The sequence below is a fragment of the Roseixanthobacter finlandensis genome, from assembly GCF_043195105.2.
Lineage (GTDB): Bacteria > Pseudomonadota > Alphaproteobacteria > Rhizobiales > Xanthobacteraceae > NCEH01.
Window position 1 is genome coordinate 5,149,788 of the sequence record NZ_CM195536.1, and the last position, 20,181, is coordinate 5,169,968.

A 20,181-nucleotide genomic window follows, 5' to 3' on the forward strand; every position below is an offset into this window, starting at 1 on the left:
GCGGCGTCGCCGGCCTCAATGCATGTGCAGCCCGCCGTTCACGTCAAGCACGGCGCCGGTGACGTAGCTGGAAAGGTCGCTCGCGAGGAACAGGCAGGCATCGGCGATTTCTTCCGCGCGAGCGAGCCGGCCCATGGGCACCGCCTCTTCCACTGCGCGGCGCCGCTCCGGCGTCAGCTGGCCCTGGAAGATGTCGGTATCGACCAGGCCGGGCGCGATCGCATTGACGCGGATGCCGTCGGCGGCCAGTTCGCGCGCCATGGATTTGGCGAGGCTGTGCACGCCCCCCTTCGCGGCGGCATAATGGGGACCGCCGAACACGCCGCCGCCCCGCAATGCCGCAAGCGAGCCGATGCACACAATGACGCCGGCGTGTTGGACGCGGAAATGCGGCACGATGGCCTGGCTCATGTTGAAGGTGCCGCGCAGGCTCGCATCCATCACCAGGTCGTAATTGGCGCGGTCCACGTCCATCAGGCGGGTGGGCTGGCTGACGCCGGCATTGTTCACCACGATGTCGAGCGCGCCGAAATGGGCGAGCACGGCCTCGATGGCATGCGCGCACTGCGCGGGGTCGGTGACGTTGCAGGCCAGCCCGGCGTGCGCGGTGCCAAGGCGTGCCGCGGCATCGCCGGCGGCCTTGCCGTCCAGGTCGAGGATGGCGATGCGGGCGCCTTCGCGGGCAAAGCGGGTCGCGGTGGCGAAGCCGATCCCGCGCGGGGTGGCCGCGCCGGTGACGACGACCACTTTTCCTTCCAGCAACATGATGATGTCCTCGAAATGTTTCGCGGCCGATGCCCCGCCTGCCGCCCGCGCCGCGCGCCGGTCTTCTGCGTCAGGCCGAAGACCGGCACGGATCGGGCGGCAGCCGAGGCATCGGTTTGCGGCGTCAGCCGCGCTTGACCAGCGGGCAGGAGCCCTTTTCCATCGATTGGAACGCCTCGTCGCCGGGAACTACGGCTTTGACGATCATGTCGTCCCACGGATACTTGGATTCTTCCGGCTTCTTCACCTGGAGCAGGTACATATCGTGAATCATGCGGCCGTCGGCGCGGATGATGCCGTTCTTGGCGAACATGTCGTTGACCGGGGTCTTGCGCATCTCGGCCATCACCTTGTCGCTGTCCTTGGAGCCGACGGCGGCGACCGCCTTGAGATAATGCAGCACCGAGGAATAATCCGCCGCCTGGGTGACGGTGGGCATGCGGCCGATCTTCTCGAAGAAGCGCTTCGACCAGGCGCGGGTCTCGTCATTGAGGTCCCAGTAGAAGCCTTCCGTGTAAAGCAGGCCCTGGGCGGTCTTCAGGCCGATGGAATGCATGTCTGTGATATAGCCGCCGAGCACGGCGAGGCGCTGCTTGCCGTCCTTGGTGATCTTGAATTCCTCGGCCTGCTTCACCGCATTGATGGTGTCGCCGCCGGAGTTTGCGAGCGCGATCACCTTGGCGCCGGAGGATTTGGCGCTGAGCAGGAAGGCGGAGAAGTCCGGCGTGTTGAGCGGCGTCTTCACCGAGCCGACCACCTTGCCGCCGGCATCCTTGACGATCTGCGCGGTGTCCTTCTCCAGTGCCAGGCCGAAGGCATAGTCGGTGGTGAGGAAGAACCAGCTGTCGCCGCCATCCTTCAGGATCGCCTTGCCGGTAACATTGGCCCAGGAGATGGTGTCGAAAGCGTAATGGATGGAATAGGGCGTGCATTTATCGTTGGAAATGCGCGAGGTGGCGGCGCCGACGACGATGGCGATCTTCTTGAGCGAGGCGGCAATATCCACCACCGCGAGCGCGACCGCCGAGTTGGAGATATCGGTGATCATGTCGACGTTGTCGGTCTCGTACCATTGCCGGGCGATGCCGGCGCCGATGTCGGCCTTGTTCTGGGTGTCGGCATAGACGAGGCCGATGGGTTGGCCGAGCACCTTGCCGCCGAAATCGTCGATGGCCATCTGCACGGCGGTGACCGAGCCCTGGCCGGAAATATCCGAGAACAGGCCGGACATGTCGGTGAGCACGCCGATCTTCACGCCGTCTGCGGCGTGGGCCGTGCCGAGCGGCAGGGTGGCCACGAGGGCCATCGCGAGCGCGGGAAGCGAGAACAGTTTCTTCATTTTGGGCATCTCCCCTTACGTTTTGTTTTTCAGGTCTAGCGCCTGTGCATACGTATGCATTCACAGGCGCACGCGCGTGTCAATGGGCGTTGTCCCGGCGCGCGCGGGGTTATTCCGCCGGATGTTTCGCGGCGATGAGCGCCGATGAGCGCACGATCAGTTCGCCCGGAAGCCGCTCGGTGATGGCCTTGCGCTTGGTCTTGCGCTCCGGGTCGAACAGCAGCGCCAGGGACCGTTCGATCATGGCGTCGATCGGCTGGCGGACCGTGGTGAGCTGGTAGCTCGGCCAGGAGGCCGAGGGGATATCGTCGAAGCCGACGATGGAGAGGTCCTGCGGCACGCGCAGGCCCAGTTCGAACCGCGCCGCATCCAGCGCGCCCATGGCCATCACGTCGCTCACGCACACGATGGCATTGGGCCGCCTGCGGAAGCGCAGCAGCCGCAGGGCGGCGGCAAAGCCGCCCTCATAGGTGTTGTCGCCCATTTCGTCGCCCACCAGCGCGAGCCCGTGGCGCGCCAGCGCCTCCTCCAGCCCCTGCTTGCGCTCGATATGGGTCGAGGTGTCGGCCCGTCCGCCGATGATGGCGAAGCGGTCGTGCTCCGCCTCGATCAGGCGTTCCGTCAGGTCGAAGGAGGCTTGCACATTGGCGCAGCACACCGAGCAGACCGCCTCCTTGTAGGTGGCGCGGTTGAACAGCACGACCGGCGTCTTGTTGCGCTCGCACGCATTGGCCATCTTGCTGGACAGGGCCGACGACGTGATGATGACCCCTTCCACCTGATATTGCAGGAGAAACGGCAGCACGTCGTCCACTTCCCCGCCCGGCGGAACGGTGAAAAGCAGCACCCGCTTGCCGCGCTTCTGTAACGCCGCGACGAAGCCGTTCAGCACCGTCGGATAGAACGGGTTGAGCAGGTCGCCCATCACCAGGCCGACGATGTTGGACTTGTTGCTCAGCAGGCTGCGCGCCAGCTCGTTGGGCGTATAGCCGATGCTCTGCGCGGTCGAGAGGATGCGCTCGCGCGTCTCGCTGGAGATGCGTTCGTCGCCGGCCAGCGCGCGCGAGACCGTGGACTGCGAGACGCCCGCGGCGCGCGCCACGTCGCGCGAGGTAATCTTGCTCATCCGTCCTCCGCACTGGCCCGGCGCTTGCGCGCGGCCACGTTATAGACTGGTCCGTCGTGTCGCTCCAAACGGCGGGGCGCCGCAGGCGAGCGCTTCGCCCACCGTCCTCGCCGGCGCCGAGGCCGGCGAGATGCCGGTCGCGGCCCGATTTGCGCGCGCGCGCCATTTTAAAAATCCGTGCTGGCGCGGGGCGCCGGCGTGAACCGGCGTTCGGCCCGGCGCCGCCGCCAGAATGCGGGGAGCTTGGCGAGCCGGTCCAACTCGCCGACGATCCCACGCCGGAAGGCCAGCACGCAGACCACGAAGATCGCGCCCTGGATGATCGTGACCCAGGAGCCGAACTGGGCGAGATATTGCTGCATGCCGGTGACGATCAGCGCGCCCATCACCGGCCCGGTCAGCGTTCCCGCGCCGCCGAGCACGGTCATCAGCACCGCTTCGCCGGAGGCCTGCCAGCTCACGTCGGTGAGGGAGGCGAGCTGGAACACCAGCGCCTTGGTGGCCCCGCCCAATCCCGCGACGCCGGCGGAGATGACGAAGGCCGCCAGCTTCACATGGCGCGTCTTGATGCCGAGCGAGGTGGCCTTGATGTCATTGTCCCGCACCGCCCGCAGCACCTGGCCGAACGGGGAATTGATGGTGCGGTAGATGATCAGGAAGCCAATCAGGAACACGCCCATGACGAAATAATACATCGCCATGTGGCTGCCGAGCGGGATCAGCCCGAACAGATCGCCGCGCGGCACGCTCTGGATGCCGTCCTCGCCGCCGGTGAATTCCGCCTGGAGGCAGAAGAAAAACACCATCTGCGCCAGCGCCAGCGTGATCATGGAGAAATAGATTCCCTGCCGGCGGATCGCCAGCCAGCCGAACGCCGCGCCCAGCACGATCGCGACGCCGGTGCCGGCGAGGATCGAGAGTTCCGGTGTGAGGCCCCAGTATTTCGCCGATTCCGCCGTCACATAGGAGGCGATGCCGAAATAGGCGGCATGGCCGAATGAGAGCAGGCCGGCGAAGCCGAACAGCAGGTTGAAGGAGCAGGCGAAGAGCGCGAAGCACAGCACCTTCATGGCGAACAGCGGGTAGACCATGAAGGGGAACACCGCGAGCGCCGCGATGCCGAGCCCCCAGGCGAGGATCTGGCGCCGGCGCGCGGCCGTGGCCTTGGCGGCGAGAGGAGTTTTGACGGGACTCGTAGCGGGACTTGCCATGAGCATGGTCACGCCCTCCTTCCGAACAGGCCGGCCGGCTTCACCAGCAGGACGCAGGCCATGAGGACAAACACGACGGTGCTGGACGCGGCGGGATAGAACACCTTGGTCAATCCCTCCACGAACCCCACCAGGAAGCCGGAGACGATGGCACCCGACATGGAGCCGAGGCCGCCGATCACCACCACCGCGAACACCACGATGATGATGTTGGAGCCCATGAGCGGGCTCACCTGGTAGATCGGCGCGGCGAGCACCCCGGCGACGGCGGCGAGCGCGACGCCGAGGCCGTAGGTGAGATTGATCATCTTCGACACGTCGATGCCGAAGGCCCGCACCAATTGGGGCTTCTCCGTCGCCGCGCGCAGATAGGAGCCGAGGCGGGTGCGCTCGAACATGTACCAGACCGCGAAGCAGATGGTGATGGAGGCCACCAGCACCCAGGCGCGATAGGTGGGCATGTACATGAAGCCGAGATCCCACCCGCCGCGCAATTCCGCCGGAATGGCATAAGGCTGGCCCGAGGAGCCGAGCTTCTGGCGGAAGCTGCCTTCCAGCAGCAAGGCGATGCCGAAGGTCAGCAGCAGGCCATAGGCGGGATCGAGCGCATAGACCCGCCGCAGCACGAAGCGTTCCAGCAGCAGGCCGAACGCGCCGACGATCAGCGGAGCCAGCAGCAGCGAGGCCCAGTAATTGATGCCGAGGGTCTGGAGCAGGATCCAGGCCATCATGGCGCCCAGCATGTATTGCGCGCCATGCACAAAGTTCACGATGTTCAGCATGCCGAAGATCAAGGCGAGGCCCAGGCTCAGCATGGCATAGAAGGCGCCGTTGATCAGGCCCAGCATCAGCTGGCCCATGAAAGCGTCGATCGGCAAATTGTAGAGGGTGTCCAATATATTATGCATATGGCCCTCCTATGCGTGCAAATAGTTGGCGATGGCGCGCACTTCGTCGGCCTTGGCGGCGTGGGGGATGTGTTCCACCACGCGGCCGTTCTCCAGGACGTAGTGCTGGTCGGCCACCTTGGCGGCGAACTTGATGTTCTGCTCCACCAGCAAAATCGTGTAGCCGAGCGTCTTCAGCTCGCGGATCACGGCGCCGATCTGCTTGACGATGACCGGGGCGAGCCCCTCGGTCGGCTCGTCCAGCAGAAGGGTATCGGCGCCGGTGCGCAGGATGCGGGCGATGGCCAGCATCTGCTGCTCGCCGCCCGAAAGCTTGGTGCCGCCGCTCTTGCAGCGATCCTTCAGGTTCGGGAACAGGCGGTAGATGGCGTCGATCCCCATGCCGCCTTCGCGCAGCTTGGGGGGAAGGCGCAAATTCTCCTCCACCGAGAGGGTCGCGAAGATGCCGCGATCCTCCGGGCAATAGGCGAGGCCCTGGCGGGCGATCTGGTTGGCCTGGGCCGCGATGGTCTCCTTGCCGCGAAACAGGATCGAGCCGCGGCGTTTGTCGAGCAGACCCATCATGGCCTTGAGCGTTGTGCTCTTGCCGGCCCCGTTGCGGCCGAGCAGCGTCACCAGCTGGCCGGGGCGCACGTCGAAGGAGACCGAATGCAGCACATGGGAATCGCCGTACCAGCCGTGCAGGTCGCGCACGCAGAGGACGGCGGGGCTCAGTTCATTCATCGTCGTCGTCCTCCCCGAGATAGGCGGTGATCACCTCGGGATTGGCGGTGACTTCCGCATAGGTGCCGCTGGCCAGAAGCTGGCCGCGCGCCAGCACGGTGATGGTGTCGGAGAGGGTGGCGACGACGGGAAGATTGTGTTCCACCATCACCACGGTCCGCCCCTTGGCCACGGTGCGGATCAGCTCCGTGATCGGGCCGATATCCTCCGGGCCGAGGCCGGACATGGGTTCGTCCAGCAGCAGGGTTTCCGGCTCCAAAGCGAGGGTGGTCGCAAGCTCCAGCGCCCGCTTGCGGCCATAGGCCAGCGCGCCGGAAGCGGTGTCCGCATAGGCGGTGAGCCCGACCATCTCAAGCAGTTCGTCGGCGCGGTCGTCGAACCGCGTGAGCGCGGCGGTGGAGCGCCAGAAGCAATAGCTTCCACCCTCCTTCCCCTGGAGCGCGACGCGCACATTGTCCCGCGCCGAGAGCTGGTCGAAGACCGAGGAGATCTGGAACGAGCGCACCAAGCCGAGGCGCGATACGGCCGCCGGCTCCAGATGGGTGATGTTGCGCCCGCGATAATGGATCGAGCCGTGGGTCGGCTTGAGGAAGCTGGTCAACAGATTGAACAGCGTGGTCTTGCCGGCGCCGTTGGGGCCGATGATGCCGTGTATGGTGTTTTCGGCCACCTGAAGGCTGACGTCCTTGACGGCGAAAAAGCCGTTGAACTGCTTGCTCAGGTCGCGCGCTTCGATCGCGATGCCCATATCCCTCCTCCGGTGGTGCGGAGACCGGGCGCGGTCCATCCCGCGGCCGCGTGACGGGGCCGCAGGCAGGGCGCGGGAAGCTGTATTCCTTAAGGGAAGCCAGCTTCCATCGCGCCGCGCAGGTCGTCCTTGGCGTTCAGCGTTTCCTCCTCCCCCGCCTTTTTGTTTTATGGCGGTGGGAGACCTCGTCCGGTCTTAGACGGCGCGCCTCATGGTCTCGTCCTCGCCCGCGGCACCGGCCGCCGCGGCCTCGGGCACCTTCATCATCATCTTGATGATGCTGCCATAATCGAGATGGCCGTTGCCGCTCTGGCAATGCAGCGCGAACAGGTCGCACGCGAGATCGCCGAGCGGGCTTAGGGATTTGTATTCCGCCGACAATTGCTTGGCCAAGCGCATGTCCTTGAGCTGGAATTCGGAGCGGAAGCCGCCCTGGTAGCCGTGGGAGGACGGCACGTTCGGCATGATGCCGGGATAGGGGTGATAGCGTTCCAGGGCGTAATTGGTGCCCGAGGAATTGCGCATCACCTCGGAGAGCACCGCCGGGTCCAGGCCGTTGGCGACGCCGAGCGCGAGCGCCTCGGCGGTGGCGGCCATGCAGACGCCGGAGAGCATGTTGTTGCACAGCTTCGCGGTGTGGCCGGCGCCATTGCCGCCGACATGGAAGATGCGCTTGCCCATGGCTTCCAGCAGCGGGCGCGCCCGCTCCAGGTCCTCAAGGCTGCCGCCCACCATGAAGGTGAGCGTGCCGGCTTCCGCGCCCGGGGTGCCGCCGGAAACCGGGGCATCGATCATGGTCTTGCCGGCGGCGCGGGCCGCGGCGGCGATCTCGGACGATACCGTGCTCGATATGGTGCTGGAATCGATCAGCAATGTGCCGGCGCGGGTTTTCGTCACGAGGCCGTCGGACCCGAGATAGAGGTCGCGCACATTCTGCCCGGTGGGCAGCATGGAGATCACCACATCGGCCTCGGCGGCCGCGCCCTGGGGCGAGACCGCCGCATGGGCGCCGAGCCGCACCGCCTCGTCGAGGGCGGACACCGAAAGGTCGTAGGCGAAGACGGTGTGACCGGCATGGATCAGGTTGCGGACCATGGGCCGCCCCATATTTCCGATGCCGATGAATGCAACACGCATGACGGGCTCCCTAGGCCGAAATATTCGGATTGATGATGGCGGTCTTCGACCAGGTGAAATGATGCAGCATGCTTTCGAGCGAAAGCTCCTTGCCGAGGCCGCTCATCTTGGTGCCGCCGTATTCGATGTTCGCTTCAGCCACCGCATATTGGTTCACCTGCACGAAGCCGGCGTCCACCTGCTCGATAAACTGGAAGGCCTTGGACAGATCATTGGTCCATACCGTGGCGGCGAGGCCGAACTTGACGTCGTTGGCTTCCTGGATCACCGCTTCGAAATCGCTCCAGCGTGCGAGCGTGGCCACCGGGCCGAAGATCTCGTCCTGGCACACCTCAGAGGAATGCGGGATGCCTTCGATGAGGGTGGTCTGGTAGAAATAGCCGTCCTTCAGGGCCGGGTCCTGCGGGCGCGCGCCGCCGGTGAGGATGCGCGCGCCCTCGGTCTGGCGCGCCATATGCACATAGCGCTCCACGCGGTCGAGCTGGGATTTGGAGATGATGGAACCGACCTGCGTGCGCTCGTCCAGCGGGTCGCCGACGCGGAAGGTGGGGATAATTGCAAGCACCCGCTCCACCACCTCGTCATAGAGCGAATCGTGGATATAGACGCGCGTGCCGGCGGTGCAGGACTGGCCCTGGCGCTGCAGCCGCAGACCGCGCACCACGCCGTCGGCGGCGGCCGTGGGGTCCATGTCGGGCAGGAAGACGCTCGGATTCTTGCCGCCAAGTTCCGCCGTCACGGGGGCGATCTTGTCGGCGGCATAATGCAGGATCTTAACGCCCACCGCGCTCGACCCGGTGAAGGTGACCTTGCGCACCTTGGGATGCTCGCACAGCAGGCGCCCGGCCTCTTCGCCGAGGCCTGAGATGCAATTCGCGACGCCCGGCGGCAGCACTTCCTGCATCAGTTCGAAGCAGCGCAGCACGGCCAGCGGGGCCTGTTCGGCGGTCTTGAGCACCACCGTATTGCCGGCCGCGAGCGCGGGGCCGATCTTGGATGCGAGTTGCATCAGCGGCGCATTCCAGGGAATGATGGCGGCGACCACGCCAAGCGGTTCGCGCTTGGTGAACAGCAGGTGGCCGTCGAGATAGGGGATGGTCTGCCCCTTCACCTCACCGGCGAGGCCGGCGAAGAAACGCAGGATATCCACCATGGTGGCGGCTTCGCCGCGAGTCTGGGTCGCGAGGGCGTTGCCGGTCTCGAATGCGGAAAGCTGGGCGATCGCTTCGGCCTCGCTCTCCAGCCGCGCGGCGGCCTTCACCAGGAGGGCGGCGCGGTCACGGGCGGTGAGGTGGCGCCAGCCGGCGAAAGCGGCGCTCGCGGAGGCGACCGCGCGGTCCACGTCGGCGCCGCCGCAGCGGGGCGCGTGGCCGATGATGCGGGCGGTAGCGGGATTGTCGACCTCGAATTTGTGGTCGGTGAGCGCGGCCTGGAGACGGCCTTCGCACACCACCATTCCGGAAAGACGCTTCGCTTCCGCAGCGGCGGCTTCCGCGCGCTGGACGGGCGATATCGCTTCGCTGATATCGAGCATTGGCTTCCTCTCGTTTCCGCCCTGGCTCCGCTCTTTGAGTGTGCCGGCGGGCCATTCCGCTGCACTTCGGCGCGGCGGGACGAGGTCCCTGCTCGGCTTGCGCATACGTATGCACTAGTGCTAATCGACGGCTAACAAGAAGTCAATCAGGTGATCGGAGACGCAAATGGCTCGTATTGGAATGATGCTCGGCGATCCTGCCGGCGTGGGGCCGGAGGTGGTCGCCAAGGTGCTTTCGGCCAATCGCCATGTGCCCGTCGCTTTGTTCGCGGATCCCGGAGTGTTCGCGCGCGCGCAGGCGATCGCGGGCGTCAGCATTGATGTCGAGCCGGTCGCCGACAGCGCCGCCAGCGCCGCGTCCGATGCCCTGGTGACGCTGATCGAGGTGCCGCTGGCCGAGGGCGAGAGCCTTCCGCCCGGCATCGCCTCGGTGCAGGCCGGGCGCCATACGCTCGCGAGCCTCCAGGCGGTGGCCGCGGCCGCGGCAGCGGGGCATGTGAACGGCATCCTCTACGGGCCGCTCAACAAGCAGGCGATGAAGCTTGCCGGGCACCATGCCCTGGATGAGATGCATTATTTCCAGGAGCTGCTGAACTGGCGCGAGACCTGTTTCGAGCTGATCAATCGCGGCCCGCTCTGGACCACCCGCGTCACCTCCCACATTCCGATGAAGGAGGTCGCGGGAGCGATCACGGTCGAGCGCATCCTTGAGGCGACGCAGATCGGCGTGCGCGCGGCGCGGGCCGCAGGCATCGATGCGCCGCGCATCCGCGTGGCCGCGCTCAACCCCCATGCGGGCGAAGGCGGGGCGATGGGGCTGGAGGAGATCGAGGTCCTCACCCCCGCAGTGGCGCGGATGAAGGCCGATGGGCTCGACGTGGAGGGTCCGTTCCCCGCCGACACGCTCTTCCGCAGTGCTTTGCGCGGCGATGCCGACCTGATCGTCACCATGTATCACGACCAGGGGCAGATCGCCCTGAAGACCGTCGCGTTCGGTGAAAACGTCACCGTGCTCGGCGGCATGCCGGTGCCCATCGTGACCTCCTCGCAGGGCACCGCCTTCGACATCGTCGGCCAGAACAAGGCCGATCCCTCGGCGCTGCAACATGCCTTCGATCTGGTAGTGCGCCTGGCGGGCGTCGGCGCGGCCTGGCGCGGGGAGCAGGTCCCCGCATAAATCGGCGGGCGGTTTCCCGGTTCAGAAAATCGGGAACATCGCCGTCCGCTCGCTCATTGCGAGGTGCCGTCGTGCACCGCGTGATAGCGCCGGCCGAAATAGATCAGCGCCTCCGGCGTCCCGCCGGCGGCGATGCCCACCACCTCGCAGAACAGCACGCAATGTGTGCCCACATCGACCGTGCGGGCCACCCGGCAATCGAACGCGGCCACCGCGTCCGCCAGCATGGGCGCGCCGGTGGCCGATGGCGCCCATTCGGCAGCGGCGAAACGCTCCTCCATCGGCGTCTTGCCGCCGAACAGGTTGGACAGGCCCTTGTGGCTCGGCGCGAGCGTGTTGACGCACAGCACGCCATTGGCCGCGAACGCCGGGCTGACGGACGAGCCGCGATTGAGGCACACCAGCAAGGTGGGCGGGCTATCGGTGACGCTGCACACCGCGGATGCGGTAAAGCCCGCCTTCCCGCCCGGCCCGTCCGTGGTCACGACATTCACCGCCGCGCCCACGCGGGACATGGCGTCGCGATAGTCCTGCTGGGTCACGGCCGGTGCATCGGCCATGCCGGTGCTCGCCGGCGGGGTCTGGCTGAGGTTCATGAGGGTCCCTCCAGGATGGCGGGGGTGGTTGAACGCGCGGCCGGGCTCATGCCAGCACGCACGCTTCGGAAAAATCGAAGCGCGGCAGCCGGCCGAACACGCCGGATGGGTCGCCATGGCCGAGATTGACCAGGAAATTCGCCTTCCAGGTCGTTCCCGCAAAAAACGCCGCATCAACCTTCGCCTTGTCGAAACCGCCCATGGGGCCGGCATCGAGCCCGAGCGCGCGCGCCGCGAGGATCAGATAGGCGCCCTGCAAGGTGCCGTTGAGAAAGGCGGTCTCGCGCGCCGCTTCCGGGCTCGACGTGAACCAGGATTTTGCATCCGCATGGGGAAACAGCTTGGGCAGATGCTCGTAGAAGGCTTCGTCCCGCGCCACGATCACCGTGACCGGGGCGGCCATGGTCTTCTCCAGATTGCCCTTGGAGAGGGCCGGGCGCAGCTTTTCCTTGCCCTCTAGCGTGCGCACGAAGACGAAGCGGCCGGGCGAGCAATTGGCCGAGGTGGGGCCCATCTTCAGCAGGTCGTAGAGCTCGACCAGCGTTTTATCCGAGATCTTGCCGTCGAACCATTTGTTGTGGGACCGGGCGGTGCGGAACAAGGTGTCGAGAACATCCGGGCCGACGGCGCCGGGGTGCGATGCTTCGCTCATGTGCCTCTCTCCAGGGTGCGGGGCGCGGCGGCGCGCGGGTGCGGCCGCCGCCCGCCGGTCAGAATTCCAGCAGATTGTCGCGCAGCTTCTCGTGGGTGTAGGCGGTGCGGGTCAAGCCGCGGCGCTGCAAAGCCGGCACGAGGCCGTCGGCCACTTCCATGATGTAGCGGCGCGAGACGCGCAGCACCGGCGTGGTGATGAGGAAGCCGTCGCCGCCCACCTCTTCCATCACTTCGCCCATGCGGTCCGCCACCTGGTCCGGCGTGCCGATCAGCTCCACCGAGGAGACGAGGCCGCCGCCGCCATCCACCACCAGTTCGCGCACGGTCTTACCCGAGCCCCATTGCTGGAACTTGTCGAGCGTGCCCGACTCGCCATTGGTGACCAGCTTTTCCGGCAGCGGCTTGTCCACGTCGTATTTGGAGAAGTCGATCTCCGTAATAGCGGAGAGCGAGGACAAGGTGTCATTGATGAAATGGGGCGAGGACACGAGGCGCTGATATTTGGCCTGCGCCTCCGCCTCGGTCTCGCCCAGCGTCGGCGTAATGCAGAACAGCACCTTGATCGTATTCGGATCGCGGCCGAGCTTCACGGCACGGGCGCGGATGTCGTCGCGGAACTTCTTCATCTCGGCGACGCCGCTGGCCACCGAGATGATGGAATCCGCGTGGAGCGCTGCGAAATCGCGCCCGCGCGGCGAGGCGCCGGCCTGCACATAGACCGGCCGGCCCTGGGGCGAGGGCACCGTGTTCAACGGGCCGCGCACCTGGAAATACTTGCCCTTGTGGTCGATGGTGCGGACCTTGGAGGGATCGGCATAGATGCCGTTCTCCCGATCGAGCACGATGGCGTCGCTATCCCAGCTGTCGAACAGCTTGCTGACCACTTCCATGTATTCGTCCGCCATCTCGTAGCGGATTTCGCGCAGCGGCAGCTTGTCCAGGCCGAAATTCTGCGCGGCAAGATCCTCCGCCGAGGTGACGATGTTCCAGCCGAAGCGGCCGCGCGTCAGGCTGTCGATGGTGGAGCACAGCCGCGCCAGCAGATAGGGCGGATAGGCGAGGGTGGACATGGTGGCGACCACGCCGAGGCGGCTGGTGGCCATGCCCATGGCGGTGGCAAGCGGGGCGGGGTCGTGCTTCGGCACCATCATGGCGTTCTTCAGCGCGAAATCGCGCGAGCCGCCGAAGGTCTCCGGCACCATCAGCTTGTCTTCGATCATGATGTAGTCGAAGCAGGCGCGCTCCAGCGTCTGCGCCATTTCCATGTAGAAGCGGCCGTCCCAGGGATACCCCCCATTGCCGAACGGCTCGCGCCATTCGTCGGGGGTGAAGTTCATGAACCAGGCCAAGTGAAAGGGTTGCGCGACCATGTGGCGTGCTCCAAGGCGTTGGATGTTGAAGGCGGGCGGAGGCTGTTAGGCGGCGCCGGCCTTGAGGGGGAAGGGGTGGATCACCGCCGCGGACGGGGGCGAAGCCCCGCTCTGGCCGTGGTCCTGCCGCGCCTTGGCGCGGGCGGCTTCGAAGCGCTCGGATTCGCGGACGACCCGGCACTTGGCTTCGAAATCGGAGGTGATCGTGGCCCCATAGCGTTCCGGCGCTTGGGTATCCCGCCGGGGGCGGTCCACGGCGATCACGCGGGTACCGAGCGCGAACGCCTCGGCCAGATCATGGGTGACCATGACGATGGTCATGGCATGCTCTTCCCACAGGTCGCGCACCAGCACGTGCATCGCCTTGCGCGTGCCGGGATCGAGGGCGCCGAACGGCTCGTCCAGCAGCAGCACCTTGGGCTTCATGATCAGCGCCTGGGCGATGGCGAGGCGCTGCTGCATGCCGCCGGACAGCTGCTGGGGATATTTGTCCACCGCCCCACCGAGCCCGACGCGCTCAAGCAGGGCTATCGCCCGCGCCTTCAGTTCGCGATGCTTCTTGCCGAAGAAGCGGCCGAGCACGGGCGCCTGCGCCCATTGCGGGCCGAGCATCACATTGCCCAGCACGGTCTTGTGCGGGAACACGGAATAGCGCTGGAACACCACGCCCCGGTCGGCGGTGGGTTCGCTGGCGATGGGCTTGCCGTCGATCAGGATTTCCCCGCGCGTCGGGGTCTCCTGGCTCAGCAGCAGGCGCAGCAAGGTGGTCTTGCCGACGCCGCTCGGCCCGATGATCACCAGGAATTCATGGTCCGGCAAATCGAGGCTGACATTCTCCAGCACGATTGTGTCGCCGTATTCCTTCCAGACCTTGTCGATCTTGATCGCCGTCACCTCAGCTCTCCTTCAACGCGGCCCAGGGAAAGGCAAAAGTGTTGAGGCGGCGCAGGCCGTAATCCATCAGGAAGGCCAGCAGGGTGATCCAGGCGACGTAAGGCAGGATAACGTCCATCGCGAGATAGCGGCGCACCAGGAAGATGCGGTAGCCAAGCCCGCCTTCCGCCGTGATGGCTTCCGCCGCGATCACGAACAGCCAGGTGGCGCCGAGCGAGAGGCGGACCGAATTGATCAGGTTCGGCATTACCTGCGGCAGCACCACATGGGTCATCATCTGCCAGGTGGACCCGCCGAGCGTCTGCGCCTTGATGATCTGCTCGCGCGGCAGGCTCTCCACCCGCAGCACCACGTCGCGGATCAGGAACGGGGCGATGCCGAACACGATCAGCACGATCTTCGACACCTCGCCGAGCCCGAAGATGATGAACAGGATCGGCAGCACCGCCAGCGGCGGCACCAAGGAGAGCGCGGCGAGCACCGGCTCGAACATGGCGCGCAGATGGGGGATGAAGCCGATCAGGATGCCCAGCACGCAGCCCAGCAGCGCCGAGATGCCGAGCCCGACGCACAGCCGCCAGAGGCTGAGATAGGTGTCGAACCAGAACAGATACTGGCCGTTGGAGCGGTCCGGCTGCGCCATCAGCCGCTCCATGGCGCCGTAGAAGGACGAGAAGCTGGGAATGAGCTTGTCGCCCGGATTGACCGCGAGGCGGGCCTCGGAGGCCATCAGATAGATCAGCAGGATGGCGATGAAGGGAAGGAGGCCCAGGATCAGCTTCTGGCCGCGCGCGGGCGGATAATTGATGATGCGTCGCAAGGATCAGCCCTCCCTTCGTTCGCTCGTGTCAGAGCTTGCCGTCGGCCGCCGCCTGGGCGAACGCGGCGTTCACGCGCATCTTCACGTTCTTCGCATCGCCGAGCACGCTGCCGTCGGGCATCATGATGCCGATGGCGTCCACGCTGGTCGCGCCCTGGCCGAACAGGCCGCGGTCGAAGCAGAAGGTGCGGATATAGTCCCAGGCCTTCTTGGTGCTGGCGGCGGTGAGGAAGGTTGCGGCCTCGGCCGGCGTGTAGAAGAAGTGGGTGGTCTCCACCTGCGACTGGAGGCCGGGGACATCGGTGCCCATGGCGCTGGCCATGATTTCATTGATGGGCTTTGCGGCATCGCCGCCGGCCTTCAAGGTGGCGAGTGCCTCATACCAGGCCCCGGTGATCGCCTTGGCGAAGTTCGGATTGTCCTTCAGCACCTCGGTCTTGCCGATGAAGACATCCATGATCTCGCCGGGGATCTTGGAGCTGTCGAACAGAATCTTGGTGTCCTTGCTGCCGGCGAGCATGTCGGCGGTCATCGGCTTCCAGGAGACGGCGTTCTTCAGTTCCGGCTTGGTGAGATAGGCGGCGGCGATGTCGGCGTCCGAGATATTGATGGTCTTCACCGCGCCGACGCCGTGCAGGCCGTTCATCACCAGCGCGCGATCGAGCAGATAATGGGAGACGCTGAATTCCAGCAGATAGACGTCCTGGCCCTTCAGGTCCGCCACCGTTTTGGCGGACTTCGACAGCAGCGCGTCATTGCCGTTCGAGAAGTCGGTGATGAGGAAGATCGAGGTATCCACGCCGCCGGCGGCCGGCATGGTGAGCCCGTCCATTCCGGCCACGCCGACGCCGTCGAGGTCTCCGGCAATGAACTGATTGATGGAGCCCACGTAATCGTTCACCAGGACGAGGTCGATATCGATGCCGTATTTGTCGGCCCACTTCTTGAGAATGCCGGATTGCTTCATGTAAGCGAGGGGCATGAAGCCGACATAGATGGAATAGCCCATCTTGAAGGATTTCTTCTCGGCGGCCTCGGCGCGATTCGGGCCGGCGCCGAACACGGCGCTACAGAGCAGGGCGAGCAGGACCACGGCGCGTAAAAAGCGGTTCATAAGCGAACTCCGACGGTCGAATGCGACAAGACGACGCTTATTAAGCGAGCGTTTAATACGCACTCGCAAGAGAGATTTTTGCGTCGCACAACATTTATGCAAAACCTTATGCCGCAACGCCTGAAAGGCCCTATCTTGTGCAATTGGGGGCCCGCCGTGCCTGCGATATCAGCAGCGAAAACCGGCTTTTCGCCCTATGACCTACGGAATAACCCGAAGTGGCCGCATCAGGCGGGGTGTGCGATGCTCCGCCCGAAGGGAGAGTTTCAATGAATGTGAAGGCGGTGCGCCAGCGCCTCGATCCGGCCAAGCGGTCCGAACTCATATTGGATGAAGCGCTGAACTTGTTCGGCACGTCCCACTACAGCATCGTCACGGTGCGCGACATCGCACTGGCCTGCGGGATCAATGTCGGGCTGATCTATCATTATTTCGAGAACAAGGATCATCTGTTCCGCAGCGTGCTGGCCCATGCGCTGAACCAGATCATGGCCGGCTATGAGGCGCGGCGCGGCGCGCGTGACAATGATCCGCTCTCCGATATCGGCGCCTGGCTCGATATCCAGATCGAGATCGCCCCCACGGTCACGCGCATGGTCAAGATCATGGCCGATTATGCGGCCTTGAACGCCCGCGATGCGCAGGTGGACCAATTGATCGCGGATTTCTATCGCGACGAGCGCGTCCTGGTGGAAGAGACCCTGGCGCGGGGCATCGCCGCTGGTCAGTATCGGCCCGTGGACACGGCCAAGATGGCGCGGCTGATCGGCCTGCATCTCGATGGCATCTTCCATGCCTCCGCCAGCCGTGGCGATGATCGCATCGCCGCCGACATCGAGGAATTGCGCGAGTTCATCCTTCATTTCCTGGGCGTGCGGCCGGACGCGGCCTGAGCGCGATTCCCGCCCCGAACACGCATCCGACGGAGCGTCCATGCTGATCGCTTTATTGCAGATGACGCCGGTCGCCGCCGATCCGGCCGCCAATCTTGCCCGCATCGCGCAGGCGGCCATGGCGGCGGGGGCCTTCGGCTGCGATCTCCTGGTGACGCCGGAAATGGGCGTCACCGGCTATCATATCGGCGCCGATATCGCCCGCCTCGCCGAGCCGCGCGACGGGCCGCTGGTGGCCCGGCTGGGCGAGATCGCGGCGCGCGCCGGGCTGGCGCTGGTGGCTGGTTTCCCGGAACGGGCGGAGGGCAAGATCTATAATAGCCTCGTCCTGGCGCGGCCGGACGGCGACACATTCGTCTACCGCAAATGCCATCTCTATGGGCCGGACGAGAGGGCGGCCTTTACGCCCTCGAACGTGCTCCCCGGCATCGTCGAGATCGCCGGGCTGAAAGTGGGATTCCTGATCTGCTACGACGTGGAGTTTCCCGAGATGGTGCAGGGCCTTGCCCTCGCCGGCGCGGACTTGGTGGTGGTCCCGACCGCGCTGGCCGCCACCCCCTCCTGCCGGCGCATCGCACTCAGCCTCGTGCCGGCGCGGGCGCTGGAGAACCATGTCTTCATCGCCTATGCGGATCTGTGCGGCAGCGAGCGCGGGCTGACCTATCAGGGCTGCTCGGTGATCGCGGCGCCTGACGGGGAGGATCTGGCGCGGGCGGGAGCGGCCGAGGCGCTGCTGATGGCCCGCATCGATCCCGGCGCCTATGCGGCGGCGCGGGTGGAAAATCCCTATCTGCAAGACCGCCGCCCTGCGCTTTACGCGGCCCGGCGCGCGGGGGCGGCGGAAGGATAGGCGGCGGAAGGATAGTCAGGAGGCCGGGACGGTCCCGGCCTTGGTGCGCGGGACGCGGGACGCGGCCTTGCCGCGCGCCGGCTGCGGAGGCGGTTCACGCCCATCCGGATCCGGGCCGGCCGCGCCGTCGCCGGCTTTGGCTGCCGCCCGCTTTCCCGCCGTGCGCGGCTCGGGTTTCTCCTTGGCGTCCAGGCCGGCCAGCGATTCAAGCACCATGCCCGCCTTGTGACGCAGATGGTCGCGCAGGATGCGGCCGAGCCGCGGGCCGTCGCGCTCCGCCAGCGCTTCCATCATGCGTTCGTGGTCGTCCACCGCCTCGCGCCAGCGGGCCGGCGATTTCTTGGCCACGAACCGCACCGCATGGATGCGCACCATCAGATTATTATAGAGCTGGGTCAGCGGCGCATTGCCGGCGATCTCGAAGAAGGCGGCGTGGATCGCCTTGTTGAGGTTGAGATAGGGCGCGACCTCGCCCGCCTGGTAATGGGCGACCATGGCGTCGTGCATGGCCTTGAGCTTGGCGAACTGCGCCGTGGTGATGCGGGTGCAGGCGATTTCCCCGGCGAGCGCTTCGAGCGCGCCCATGATGGGGAAATAGGCGTCGATCTCCTCATTCGAGATCCGCGCGACCATGGCGCCGCGATTGGGCGTGAGCACCAGCAGGCCCTCGGCCGCCAGCACCTTCAGCGCTTCCCGCAAGGGGGTGCGCGAAACGCCGAAGCGGGCGCACAGGGCCTGTTCGGGGATCTTGTCGCCCGGCTGCAATTCGTCGCCGAGGATCATGTCGCGCAGCAGCGGCACGAGCTCGCCATGCAGGCTGCGCCGGGTAATGATGGCCTTGTCCGATGTGGTTTCAGGCATGGAACGCGTCCTCTCCTTAGGAGAAGTGTCCCGGTCCGGCGCGGGAATGCAAGCGGTCCCGCGCCGGGATGATGCGGGCTATTCCGCGGCGACGGCCACCTGGTGGCGCGCGGCTGCCGTGAGATACTCCATGGCCGCCTGCACGCCGCCCTTGTGATGGGGGATGCCGGCGAGCTCCAATCCCATTTCCACGCCCGCGAGCGCGCCGAGGATGGTCAGGTCGTTGGTATCGCCGAGATGGCCGATGCGGAACACCCGGCCCTGGAGCTTGGTGAGGCCGGTGCCGAGCGAAATGTCGAAATGCTCCAGCGCCACTTGGCGGAAGCGGTCGGCATCATGGCCTTCCGGCACCAGCACGGCGGTCAGGGACGAGGAATAATATTTCGCCTCCCGGCACAGCACCTCCAGCCCCCAGGCGCGCACGGCGCGGCGGGTGGCCTCAGCGTGGCGGTCGTGGCGGGCGAAGACATTCTCCAGCCCTTCCTCGTTGAGCATGTCGATCGCCTCGGCGAGGCCGTAGAGCAATGTGGTGCCGGGCGTATAGGGGAAGAAGCCGTTGCGGTTGGGGCCGAGCATTTCTTCCCACGCCCAGAACAGCTTCGGCAGCTTGGAGGTCTTGGTGGCGGCGAGCGCCTTTTCGCTCACGGCGGTGAAGGAGAGGCCGGGCGGCAGCATCAGCCCCTTCTGCGAGCCCGCCACCGTGACGTCCACGCCCCATTCGTCGTGGCGATAATCGATGGAAGCCAGCGAGGAGATGGTGTCCACCAGCAGCAAGGCCGGGTGCCCGGCGGCATCGATGGCGCGGCGGATTTCCGGCACTAAGGTGATGCAGCCGGTGGAGGTCTCGTTGTGCACCACACACACGGCCTTGATCTCGTGGGCCTTGTCTTCCTTGAGCCGGGCCTCGATGGCGGCGGCATCCGCGCCGATGCGCCAGTCGGAGGCGATGAATTCCGGCTGGATGCCGATCTTCAGCGCCATGTTCTTCCACAAAGTGGCGAAATGCCCGGTCTCGAACATCAGCACCTTGTCGCCAGCGGAGAGCGTGTTCACCAGCGCCGCTTCCCATGCGCCGGTGCCCGAGGCGGGATAGATGATGACCGGGCTGCTGGTGCGGAAAATCGTCTTGATGCCCTCCAGCACCCGGCGCCCGAGCTTCTGGAAATCCGGTCCGCGATGGTCGATCACGGGCATGTCCATGGCCCGCATGATGCGGTCGGGCACCGGCGTCGGGCCGGGAATCTGCAGGAAATGGCGCCCCGCGATGCGGGCGGAATTGCTGGCCATCGGGTTTGGCTCCCCTTGGATCATTGGGCGACCGGAAAAATCCCTGCCGCGATTTAGCGTTCTGTTTCAGGCCATTAGCCCTCGTCGGCCGGCGCCGGTCCGGGGGCCGGACACGGCGCGGCGACGGCAGCGCGCGAAACGCATCTTGCATGAAATGAATTATGAATGCAAAAT

20 protein-coding genes are annotated in these 20,181 nt (G+C 65.9%); 3 read left to right on the forward strand and 17 right to left on the reverse strand.

What is annotated here, in order from left to right; genetic code table 11:
* Positions 1–15: 15 nt before the first annotated feature.
* The 9 genes from V5G24_RS23885 to V5G24_RS23925 form a co-directional block, all read right to left on the reverse strand.
* Positions 16–765: an SDR family NAD(P)-dependent oxidoreductase gene (locus tag V5G24_RS23885; protein ID WP_394084316.1), complete on the reverse strand. Its 750-nt coding sequence runs from the start codon at positions 763–765 to the stop codon at positions 16–18.
* Positions 766–889: 124 nt separating this feature from the next.
* Positions 890–2,104, reverse strand: a complete 1,215-nt coding sequence (locus V5G24_RS23890; RefSeq protein ID WP_394084318.1) for an ABC transporter substrate-binding protein — start codon at positions 2,102–2,104, stop codon at positions 890–892.
* Positions 2,105–2,213: 109 nt separating this feature from the next.
* Positions 2,214–3,230, reverse strand: a complete 1,017-nt coding sequence (locus V5G24_RS23895; RefSeq protein ID WP_394084320.1) for a LacI family DNA-binding transcriptional regulator — start codon at positions 3,228–3,230, stop codon at positions 2,214–2,216.
* 167 nt (positions 3,231–3,397) lie between these two features.
* On the reverse strand, positions 3,398–4,441 hold the full coding sequence (locus tag V5G24_RS23900) for a branched-chain amino acid ABC transporter permease (RefSeq protein ID WP_394084526.1): 1,044 nt from the start codon (positions 4,439–4,441) through the stop codon (positions 3,398–3,400).
* 8 nt (positions 4,442–4,449) lie between these two features.
* Positions 4,450–5,337: a branched-chain amino acid ABC transporter permease gene (locus V5G24_RS23905; protein ID WP_394084528.1), complete on the reverse strand. Its 888-nt coding sequence runs from the start codon at positions 5,335–5,337 to the stop codon at positions 4,450–4,452.
* Positions 5,338–5,358: 21 nt separating this feature from the next.
* Positions 5,359–6,072 carry an ABC transporter ATP-binding protein gene (locus V5G24_RS23910; protein ID WP_394084322.1) on the reverse strand — a complete coding sequence of 238 codons (714 nt, stop codon included), beginning with the start codon at positions 6,070–6,072 and terminating at the stop codon, positions 5,359–5,361.
* Positions 6,065–6,859: an ABC transporter ATP-binding protein gene (locus tag V5G24_RS23915; RefSeq protein ID WP_394084324.1), complete on the reverse strand. Its 795-nt coding sequence runs from the start codon at positions 6,857–6,859 to the stop codon at positions 6,065–6,067. The genes V5G24_RS23910 and V5G24_RS23915 overlap by 8 nt, the downstream gene beginning before the upstream one ends.
* A gap of 156 nt (positions 6,860–7,015) precedes the next feature.
* Entirely contained in the window at positions 7,016–7,957 is a 942-nt protein-coding gene (gene mmsB / locus V5G24_RS23920; RefSeq protein ID WP_394084326.1) for a 3-hydroxyisobutyrate dehydrogenase, read from the reverse strand.
* A gap of 10 nt (positions 7,958–7,967) precedes the next feature.
* Positions 7,968–9,491 carry an aldehyde dehydrogenase family protein gene (locus V5G24_RS23925; RefSeq protein WP_394084328.1) on the reverse strand — a complete coding sequence of 508 codons (1,524 nt, stop codon included), beginning with the start codon at positions 9,489–9,491 and terminating at the stop codon, positions 7,968–7,970.
* Between the two features lie 166 nt (positions 9,492–9,657).
* On the opposite strand from V5G24_RS23925, the gene V5G24_RS23930 reads away from it, so the two are divergent.
* Entirely contained in the window at positions 9,658–10,668 is a 1,011-nt protein-coding gene (locus V5G24_RS23930) for a 4-hydroxythreonine-4-phosphate dehydrogenase PdxA (protein WP_394084330.1), read from the forward strand.
* 53 nt (positions 10,669–10,721) lie between these two features.
* On the opposite strand, the gene V5G24_RS23935 is transcribed toward V5G24_RS23930, so the two are convergent.
* From V5G24_RS23935 to V5G24_RS23960, 6 genes are read right to left on the reverse strand one after another with little or no spacing between them, the layout of a single operon-like run.
* Positions 10,722–11,264 carry a flavin reductase gene (locus V5G24_RS23935; protein ID WP_394084332.1) on the reverse strand — a complete coding sequence of 181 codons (543 nt, stop codon included), beginning with the start codon at positions 11,262–11,264 and terminating at the stop codon, positions 10,722–10,724.
* A gap of 46 nt (positions 11,265–11,310) precedes the next feature.
* Entirely contained in the window at positions 11,311–11,916 is a 606-nt protein-coding gene (locus tag V5G24_RS23940; RefSeq protein ID WP_394084334.1) for a malonic semialdehyde reductase, read from the reverse strand.
* A gap of 58 nt (positions 11,917–11,974) precedes the next feature.
* Positions 11,975–13,288, reverse strand: a complete 1,314-nt coding sequence (locus tag V5G24_RS23945; RefSeq protein WP_394084336.1) for an NtaA/DmoA family FMN-dependent monooxygenase — start codon at positions 13,286–13,288, stop codon at positions 11,975–11,977.
* 45 nt (positions 13,289–13,333) lie between these two features.
* On the reverse strand, positions 13,334–14,182 hold the full coding sequence (locus V5G24_RS23950) for an ABC transporter ATP-binding protein (protein WP_394084338.1): 849 nt from the start codon (positions 14,180–14,182) through the stop codon (positions 13,334–13,336).
* A 1-nt stretch (position 14,183) separates the two neighbouring features.
* Complete coding sequence (locus V5G24_RS23955; protein WP_394084340.1) at positions 14,184–15,002, reverse strand: ABC transporter permease; 819 nt, start codon at positions 15,000–15,002, stop codon at positions 14,184–14,186.
* A 28-nt stretch (positions 15,003–15,030) separates the two neighbouring features.
* A complete protein-coding gene (locus tag V5G24_RS23960; protein WP_394084342.1) occupies positions 15,031–16,116 on the reverse strand; it encodes a putative urea ABC transporter substrate-binding protein in 1,086 nt (361 codons plus the stop codon).
* A gap of 269 nt (positions 16,117–16,385) precedes the next feature.
* On the opposite strand from V5G24_RS23960, the gene V5G24_RS23965 reads away from it, so the two are divergent.
* Together V5G24_RS23965 and V5G24_RS23970 are read left to right on the forward strand one after the other, a co-directional pair.
* The gene (locus V5G24_RS23965; RefSeq protein WP_394084344.1) at positions 16,386–17,009 is read left to right on the forward strand and encodes a TetR/AcrR family transcriptional regulator; all 624 of its coding nucleotides are present in this window, start codon (positions 16,386–16,388) and stop codon (positions 17,007–17,009) included.
* Between the two features lie 40 nt (positions 17,010–17,049).
* On the forward strand, positions 17,050–17,859 hold the full coding sequence (locus V5G24_RS23970; protein WP_394084346.1) for a carbon-nitrogen hydrolase family protein: 810 nt from the start codon (positions 17,050–17,052) through the stop codon (positions 17,857–17,859).
* Positions 17,860–17,874: 15 nt separating this feature from the next.
* Here V5G24_RS23970 and V5G24_RS23975 read toward each other — a convergent pair whose 3' ends face one another.
* Entirely contained in the window at positions 17,875–18,720 is an 846-nt protein-coding gene (locus V5G24_RS23975; protein ID WP_394084348.1) for a GntR family transcriptional regulator, read from the reverse strand.
* Between the two features lie 78 nt (positions 18,721–18,798).
* A complete protein-coding gene (locus V5G24_RS23980) occupies positions 18,799–20,007 on the reverse strand; it encodes a pyridoxal-phosphate-dependent aminotransferase family protein (RefSeq protein ID WP_394084350.1) in 1,209 nt (402 codons plus the stop codon).
* Positions 20,008–20,181 lie beyond the last annotated feature (174 nt).